9 protein-coding genes are annotated in these 7,600 nt (G+C 66.9%); all 9 read left to right on the top strand.

Annotation, left to right across the window (positions count from 1 at the left end):
- Window positions 1-228 precede the first annotated feature (228 nt).
- Window positions 229-681 carry a hypothetical protein gene (locus RMN84_RS11865; protein WP_309612375.1) on the top strand — a complete coding sequence of 151 codons (453 nt, stop codon included), beginning with the start codon at window positions 229-231 and terminating at the stop codon, window positions 679-681.
- Window positions 678-1,322 carry a lytic transglycosylase domain-containing protein gene (locus RMN84_RS11860; protein WP_309612374.1) on the top strand — a complete coding sequence of 215 codons (645 nt, stop codon included), beginning with the start codon at window positions 678-680 and terminating at the stop codon, window positions 1,320-1,322. The genes RMN84_RS11865 and RMN84_RS11860 overlap by 4 nt, the downstream gene beginning before the upstream one ends.
- Window positions 1,319-1,618: a TrbC/VirB2 family protein gene (locus tag RMN84_RS11855; protein ID WP_309612373.1), complete on the top strand. Its 300-nt coding sequence runs from the start codon at window positions 1,319-1,321 to the stop codon at window positions 1,616-1,618. Before RMN84_RS11860 ends, RMN84_RS11855 begins: the two co-directional genes overlap by 4 nt.
- Window positions 1,619-1,891, top strand: a complete 273-nt coding sequence (locus tag RMN84_RS11850; protein ID WP_309612372.1) for a VirB3 family type IV secretion system protein — start codon at window positions 1,619-1,621, stop codon at window positions 1,889-1,891. It abuts the gene before it with no gap.
- Window positions 1,875-4,238, top strand: coding sequence for a VirB4 family type IV secretion/conjugal transfer ATPase (locus RMN84_RS11845; protein ID WP_309612371.1), 2,364 nt, complete (start codon window positions 1,875-1,877; stop codon window positions 4,236-4,238). The genes RMN84_RS11850 and RMN84_RS11845 overlap by 17 nt, the downstream gene beginning before the upstream one ends.
- Window positions 4,235-5,425 (top strand): type IV secretion system protein, encoded by a 1,191-nt coding sequence (locus RMN84_RS11840; RefSeq protein WP_309612370.1) that lies wholly within the window; start codon window positions 4,235-4,237, stop codon window positions 5,423-5,425. The genes RMN84_RS11845 and RMN84_RS11840 overlap by 4 nt, the downstream gene beginning before the upstream one ends.
- Window positions 5,422-6,093: a VirB8/TrbF family protein gene (locus tag RMN84_RS11835; RefSeq protein ID WP_309612369.1), complete on the top strand. Its 672-nt coding sequence runs from the start codon at window positions 5,422-5,424 to the stop codon at window positions 6,091-6,093. Before RMN84_RS11840 ends, RMN84_RS11835 begins: the two co-directional genes overlap by 4 nt.
- 2 nt (window positions 6,094-6,095) lie before the next feature.
- Complete coding sequence (locus tag RMN84_RS11830; RefSeq protein WP_309612376.1) at window positions 6,096-6,776, top strand: TrbG/VirB9 family P-type conjugative transfer protein; 681 nt, start codon at window positions 6,096-6,098, stop codon at window positions 6,774-6,776.
- A gap of 2 nt (window positions 6,777-6,778) precedes the next feature.
- Window positions 6,779-7,600 (top strand): TrbI/VirB10 family protein (locus tag RMN84_RS11825; RefSeq protein ID WP_309612368.1); only part of this gene is annotated, 822 nt, incomplete at its 3' end.

The raw sequence follows: 7,600 nt of genomic DNA, 5'->3' as shown, positions 1-7,600 counted from the left end.
TGCCCATGGCATCGAACTGCCCTCTGCGGCCGATCCAAGCGGGTAGAGTCTGGGCTTCGTGTTCGCGACCGGATCGCGTCACGTCGCGGGGATCGCGATCGGTTCGCTCGCGGTACTTCCGCGCGGAGAAACCTTCCTCCGCGCTCTTGGTAGCGTCGTCCTCGGTATCGGGCTCTACTTTCTATGGGCTGCCTGGCTATGAGGGGCGGGGTCCTTCCTCCCGCGATCGTGATCGCTGCACTTGGACTGGCGTTGGCATTCATCCCGCTTCGCCGTGCGCTTATCGCTGCGGGCGTGATGGTGCTGGTCGCGCTGGCGGCATGCTGGTCGAGCCCGCCGGAGCAATGGATCGAACCGATTTTCGTCGGCTGCTGGCTGAGCGTCATCGCCACCGCCGGGCTGGTGCATCGCCCACTCAAAGTTCCGCCCGCACTGTTCCTCGCCGCCGCCGCCAATGTCGGTTTATGGGCCGGGCTGGTGACGTCGGTCGCGGGCCAGTCGCGCGACCTGGCGATCGCCTTGCCGTGCGTCCTGCTGCTGTTCATCGGCCGCCCGATCGTGGTGCGCGGCTGGGGGATCGGGGTGAAGGTCGTAGCGAGTTGGCTCACGGCAGTGGCGATTCTGGCGACGATGGTCTCGTTGACTCCGACGCCGGGCTACAAGCAGGATCATATGGAATGAACCGCTCGCGCTATTCGTTGCGCCCGTCCCGTTGGGCGCTAATCGCGGGTGTCGCAATGGCGGTACCCGTCCATGCGCAAGTCATCGAGATCGGCGATGACGGTTCCGCCACGACCTACAGCAAGCCGACCCGCTTTCTCGGCAGCGAAGGCGATCGCGTAATGTCCGCCAACGTGACCGTGCGCCCAGTCGATGTCGATCGGTACGAGCAAGCCGCCAAGGCCGAAGGCCTCGACGTCCATCTGCTGCGCGCGGTCGCCTGGACCGAATCGCGCGGTCGGCAGGGTGCGGTCAGCCCGAAGGGCGCGCTGGGCGTGATGCAGCTGATGCCGGGCACCGCCGCCGAACTGGGCGTCGATCCGCTCGATCCCGAAGCCAACCTCCACGGCGGAGCGCGCTATCTCGCTCGTCAGCTGACGCGCTTCCAGAGCGTGCCGCTGGCACTCGCCGCCTATAATGCAGGCCCGGGAGCGGTGCTGCGCTGGGGCGGCATTCCGCCTTACGCCGAAACGCAGGCCTATGTCGCGCAGATCATGTCGCGCTGGCAGGGCGTCTCCGTCCCCGTTCGATCGCTTAAGCTCGTCGCCACGCCGACACTGCGGCGAATCGATCTCATGCTCATCGAGGTACCCCCCTTATGAAGAAAATTCTTCCCGCCATGCTCGTCACGCTGTTCGCCGCGGCGCGCGCCAATGCCCAATATGCTGCCCCCGATCCCGCCGGGTCAGGGCCGATCGTCGGCGCGGTCAACTGGTTGCAGGGCACGCTGCTTGGCAATGTCGCCACGGCGGTAGCGGTGATCGCGGTCGCTGCGGTCGGCTTCATGATGCTGACCGGGCGGATCAACTGGAAGTATGGCGCGACCGTCGTCGTCGGGCTGTTCATCCTGTTCGGCGCGGCGTCGATCGTCGGCGGCATTCGCTCGGTCGCCGGCTAGATGGCAGATCCGCTGTTCCGCGCGCTCGCCCGGCCACAGATGGTGGCGGGAGTGACCTATCCCTTCTTCGTCCTGAACGGGATCGTCGCGGCTGAGCTGTTCCTGATCTTCAAGACCCCTCTTGCGCTACTCCCGGCGCTGGTCATTCACGCGCTCGGCTATGCCGCGCATCTGCGCGATCCGCACGTCATGGCGTTGTGGATGACGCGCCTGCGCCGTACCCCGCGCGTCGCCAACTACAAGTTGCGGGGCGCGAATGTTTACTGCCCGTAATCGCGCCGCCCGCAGGGAAGTCTCGGCGGGGGTCCACCTGCCGTATCTCGCGCAGGTCGACGACCACACGCTACTGACCCGCAACAGCCAGATGATGCAGGTCATCAAACTCGACGGCTTGCCGTTCGAGACGATCGGGCGGGCTGATCTCGATTCCAGGCTCGCCGTGCGCGATGCCATGTTCCAGTCGATCGGCTCGTCACGCTTCGCGATCGTCCACCACGTCGTGCGGCGGGCGGTCGAGCCGCGCTTCGAAGGACAGTTTGGCGATTCGTTCAGCAAGCAGTTGGACACGGCGTGGCGCGGACGGCTGGCGACGCGACGGCTGTTCGTCAACGATCTCTACCTTACGCTGGTCGTGCGTCCGTTGCGAGGTCGCGCGGGCTGGGCGGAGAAATTGCTCGGGGTGGCCGGGAGTCGCTCCGACCATGGCGAGCGCGCTGCGGACGTGCGCTTGCTGTCACAGGCGCGCGAGCAGCTGATGGCCACGCTCGAGCCTTATGGGCCCTCGCTCCTGACCGCGTATGATCTGCCAAACGGGCTCGCTTCGCAGCCGCTCGAATTTCTCGCGACCCTGTTCAACGGCACTACGACGCCGATGATGCTTCCGACAGGCGACCTGGGTCATGCCGTCGCTCGTCGAACTGTCAGCTTCGGTGCCGACACGATCGAGCTGGGGCCGGTGGATGGCGAGCCGCCCGAATATGCGGCGATCCTGTCGGCCAAGGATTACCCCAGCGCGACATCGGCGGGGATGCTGGACGACATCTATCGATTGCCGTTCGCTATGCAGGTGACGCAGAGCTTCGCGTTCGTCGATCGCGGGCGAGCGCAGGAGCGGATGGACTTGGCGCTGCGCCGGATGCGCTCGGCCGATGACGCAGCGGTATCGCTGCGGTCCGAACTCAGCGCTGCCAAGGACGATGTGGCGGCAGGCCGTGCGGGGTTTGGCGAGCATCATCTGTCGATCCAGATCAGCGCCGACACCCCCGAGAGCCTCGACCAGGCGACGGGCGAAGTGCAGGCCGCGCTAGCCGAAACGGGCTTCGCGGTGGTACGCGAAGAGCTAGGGCTGGAGGCTGCGTTCTGGGCGCAGTTCCCGGGCAATTTCGATTATGTCGCAAGGCGTGCGCTCGTCTCAACCGCCAATTTCGCGGGGTTCGCGAGCGCGCACAACTTCCCGGTCGGGCGTCCCGACGGCAATCACTGGGGCGACGCGGTCACGCTGTTCGAGACGACGGCGGCGGGGCCCTATTTCTTCAATTTCCATCGCGGCGACCTCGGCAATTTCACCGTCATCGGGCCGTCGGGATCGGGCAAGACGGTGGTCCTCGCCTTCCTGCTGGCGCAGGCGCGCCGCTTCGATCCGCGCATCGTGTTCTTCGACAAGGATCGCGGCGCCGAGATTTTCCTGCGCGCGATCGGCGGTACCTATGAGGCGCTCCGCCCGGGCGAACCGACGCGAATGAACCCGCTCGCGCTGCCTGACACGCCGATCAACCGCCGCTTCCTCGCCGAATGGCTGGGGCGGCTCGCGGTCGGCGAGGGCCAGCCGCTGACCGTCGAAGAGAATGGCTGGATTGTCGAGGCGATCGACACGGCGATGGCCGGGCCGCGCGATCTTCGCCGCCTTCGTCACGTCGCCGAGCTGTTCCGTGGACGCGGACGGGCCTCGGCAGGCGATCTCGCTGCTCGGCTGGCGCCGTGGCATTCAGCGGGCGAATTCGCGTGGCTGTTCGACAATGAGGAAGACCGGCTCGATCTCGCGACCCCCACATTGGGGTTCGACATGACCGCGATCCTCGACCAGCCGGCGTTGCGCGCACCGACGATGCTCTACCTGTTCCATCGCGTCGAGGAACGGCTCGACGGCAAGCCGACGATCATCGTCGTCGACGAAGGGTGGAAGGCGCTCGACGACGAGGTGTTCGTCGCGCGCATTCGCGACTGGGAAAAGACCATTCGCAAGCGCGGCGGGATCGTCGGCTTTGCGACGCAATCGGCCTCAGACGCGTTACAAAGCCGCATCGCCAGCGCGATTATCGAGCAGGCGGGAACCCAAGTCTTCATGGCCAATTCGAGTGCGCAGGCGTCCGATTACATCGACGGCTTCGGCCTGACCGAGACCGAATATGACATCGTACGCTCGATGCCAGAGACGGCGCGCGCGTTCCTGGTCAAGCATGGCACTGACAGCGTCGTCGTGCGGCTCAATCTCGGCTCAGAGCCCGATCTGCTGACCGTGCTGTCAGGGCGCGAGACCACGATCCGCCTGCTCGATCGACTTCGCGACGAGGTCGGCGACGACCCTGCCGCCTGGCTTCCGCGACTGGTAGCGGCGGCATGAACCCGGACCTGTGCGCCGCCGCCACCACGCCCGGACTGGTTGCCGACCTGCTCGCCAACACCGATTGCCAGGCATCGAGCCTCGTCGAGCGGGGCTACACCGCGCTGTCGACACCGGGCGCGGCGACGGCGGCCGTGCTGACCTCTCTGATGGTCATCGCCGTCGCGCTATACGGATACCGGCTGCTGCTAGGCAAAGGGCTCGCGCTGAGCGATGTCACCGGGCTCGCGATCCGGCTCGGCGTCGTCCTGCTCCTTGCCGCGTCCTGGTCGTCGTTTCAGGCGCTGGCCTATGACGCATTCGCCCGTGCCCCGTCGCGGATCGCCAGCGAACTGGTCGTCGCGATCGACGCCCCTGCCCCGCTCGACGGGGTACAATCGGCATTGGATCGAATCGAAAAAGGCAATGTCGGTTGGCGGACCAGGGCCGGGATCGCATCGCCAATGGTTGGCGGTGCCCCCACTGCGGCAATGGCGCTCAACGTCTCTTCCTTCCTCCTGACCCTGTCGACCGTCGGGCTGCTCGTCGTCTCACGGATCCTGCTCGCCCTTTTGTTGGCGATCACGCCGGTGATGGCGGGGTTCCTGCTGTTCGATGCCACGCGTGGGCTGCTCGAGGGATGGCTTCGCGCACTGACAGGTGCCGCGCTCGTCCCGCTGTTCGTGCTCATCCTGTGCGCGATCGAACTGGCGATCCTCAGCCCACTGCTCGACCGCATGTTGGCCGACCAGGCGAGCGGACAATTTGAGCTCGACACGGTGACGCCGGTCGCGCTGGTCGTGATCGTGTTCAGCATCGCGATCGTCGCGTCCGCCCGCGCCGCTACGATGATCGCACGCGGCATTCGCCTCCCGCGCAAGGGGTTTGCGAGCAACCCGTCGGTGGCCGCACCCATCTCGCCATCATCGCCGGTTGAACGTCCTTTGCTGCTCACCGGCCCGCGGGCTGCATCCACCCCCGTCGCGCGTGCGCTGGAAAGCGCGGCGCGGCGTGATGCCGAGGAAAGCACCCACCGCACCGTTGCCGCAGCGATGCGCGGCTCGCGTGAGGTGAGCAGCTCGACCGCCACAACCGGGAATGTCGGCAGCGCTTCCCGCTCGTCCGAAAGTGTCGGACGTCCGTATCTTCCGCCGCCACGCACCCGTCTTCCGCGCGCTTCACGCGCCGCAGCCCGCAGGGATTTATGACCGACCACGACAAATATTATGCCGCCGCGCAAGGCTGGGCCGACGAGCGCGTCGAGGCCGAGCGCAAGGCGCGCAAGCTCGCCTGGACTGTTGCCGGAGTGGCCGCGACCATCGCGCTAATCCTCGCACTGACGCTGGCGATGCTGGTCCCGCTGAAGACCGTACAACCCTATGTCGTCACGGTCGATCGCCAGAGCGGCGCGGTCGAGGTCGCCACGACCGTCGCCAATGGCAGGCTAACCCAGAACGAAGCCGTCATCCAGGCGCAGCTCGCCAATTATGTCCGCGTCCGCGAGACGTTCGACGCGAGCGACCTCGCCGAAAACTACCGCCGCGTGCAGCTGCTGTCGTCGAGCGACGTGCGCACCGCCTACATCGCGCTGATGGCGGCGGCCAACCCGGCCAGTCCGCTGCGTGCGCTGTCGCCGGGGGACACGCTCAAGGTGCGCATCAAGAGCGTATCGCTGACCGGCACCGGCAGCGCGCTCGTTCGCTACGATATCGACCGGACGGTCGCGGCCGGCCGCGGGGTTAGTTCGACCGCCTATGTCAGCGCGATTTCCTACGGCTTCTCCAACAAGCCGCTGCGCGCCGCCGACCGCTTCGAAAATCCGCTCGGGTTCGAAGTCACCCGCTATCGCCGCGATGTCGAGGGGATGACCCAGTGACCATGCGTCCCCTCATCCTCGCCCTCGCCCTGTTCGCGCTCAGGGCCGAAACACTGCCGCAGCCCGGCCCGGTCGATCCGCACATCCAGCGCGTCTTTTACGACCCGGAACAGGTCATCGCGCTGCGTGGCGCGCTGGGCTGGCAAATCATGATCGAATTCGCGCCCGACGAGCGGATCGAGAATGTCTCGATCGGCGACAGCCTGGCGTGGCAGGTGACGCCGAACAAGCGCGCCAAGATGCTGTTTCTCAAGCCGCTCCTGCGCCAGGGCAGCACCAACATGACCGTCGTCACCAGCGTCCGGCGCTACGCCTTCGCGCTATCGACCGGCCCGCGCGAACGACGCACGCCGTGGGTCCTGCGGTTCGACTATCCCGCGCCCGTCGTCGAGACGCTCCCCGAGCCCCCGCCCCCGCCGCGGGTCAAGCTTTACTTCGGCTACGTCCGCCTCGGCGACCCGTCGGTCATGCCGACGCGCGTGTGGGACGATGGGCGCCAGACCTATTTCGAATTCGCCGAGCAGACGCCGATCCCCGCGATCTTCGCGGCGGGCCCGGGGAAAAAGGACGAAGCACTGGTCAATGTCGCGACACGCGGCCGCATCCAGGTCGTCCAGCAGATGGGCCGACGTTTCATTCTCCGGTCCGGCACCCACTTCGCAACCGTCACAAGGACACCCTAGCGATGAGCGAGCTTCCCCCCGTCGTCATTCCCCGCGTCGGCCGTGCGCGATCACGCACGAAAATCGCGCCGTTCGCGCTCGGGTTGGGCGTCATCGGAACCGCTGTGTTCGCGAGCCTCGCCAGCAATCGAGAAGCGCGCCAGGAGCAGGCATCTGCCCTGCCCGCGCTGCGTACCGAGACGATCGCCGCGCCTGTTCCCCCACCACCGGCGATCGTTCCGACGATCGTGACTCCGGTCCCGGTTCCGGTCCCGCAGCCAGCCCCGGTCGCGGTCGCGCCGTTCCAGCCGCAGCGGCTTTATGGCAGCGTCCCGGTGGCTCGACCCCAACCGTCCGACAATGGCGCCGCCGAACGTGCCCGCGCGCGCATCGCCGCCCCGGCACTGATCGTCGATCTTCCGCCGGCACGCCCAGCCGACGGCTTGCGCCCCACTCCGGCAGCGTTCGGCGATGGCGGACCACCCGCCGCGGCGCTGATGCAGACCGCATCGCTTCAGGACCCGACCGCTGCCGCGATCGCCGCGGCCGGGCCTGCTCCCGCGGCGGTCGCGCCGGTCGGAACGAGCGAGCCGGGATTGCGCGATCTCAACGGTAACGAACGGTTCGCCAACCGGGCCGGCAACAAGGAAACCGAGGTCGCTCGCGCGCAACGACTGACCAACCTGGAATCACTGGTCGTCCAAGGCACGATCATCGGCGCGGTGATGGAAACCGCGCTCAATTCCGACGTCCCCGGCTTCGCCCGCGCGATCGTCACGCGCGACGTGCTGTCGTTCGACGGCTCGCAGGTCCTGATCCCGGCCGGAAGCCATGTCATCGGCGAA

Origin of the sequence: Sphingomonas sp. (assembly GCF_031380695.1) — a bacterium.
Classification (GTDB): Bacteria; Pseudomonadota; Alphaproteobacteria; order Sphingomonadales; family Sphingomonadaceae; genus Sphingomicrobium.
This window is presented reverse-complemented; position numbering and strand designations above follow the sequence as displayed.